We start from the raw sequence: 383 nt of genomic DNA, 5'->3' as shown, positions 1-383 counted from the left end.
AATGGGAAATTTGCTTACATATGTAGGGTGAGGCAATACGAGTTTGGTATTTTTGATTATCTCTCGGAAAAGACAGCCAATATGGATGAGCTTCTTTCTGTTGGGTTTAGGACTTATAAATCCTGTATAGAAACAGCCATAAGAAAGAAGATTTGGAAACTGATAGGGCAAGTTGATTTAGAGAAAGAAAATATAATATATCCAGATTTAGCGATTTTCTTATCATACAATAAAGAACTTTTTATTAGACAATCAAGAGTAATGAGAAACGGAAATCCTTTGGTAGTTTCTCAAAAAGATTATATAGACTTACTAAAGCGAGGGTATATATTTGGTTTCTTTGACGATTACAAAATCTTTGAACTCTGGCTGTCTAGTAATAT

The 383-nt window shown here is 32.1% G+C and carries 1 pseudogene; it reads left to right on the top strand.

Annotated elements, in window-relative coordinates:
• Positions 1-81: 81 nt before the first annotated feature.
• Positions 82-383: pseudogene (locus tag Q9J79_RS10310) on the top strand (Imm26 family immunity protein); the annotation flags it as partial.

The sequence above is a fragment of the Neisseria viridiae genome (genome assembly GCF_962747995.1).
GTDB lineage: Bacteria > Pseudomonadota > Gammaproteobacteria > Burkholderiales > Neisseriaceae > Neisseria > Neisseria viridiae.
The sequence above is the reverse complement of the archived record's forward strand: the minus strand, read 5'-3'. Positions and strand labels throughout refer to the sequence as shown.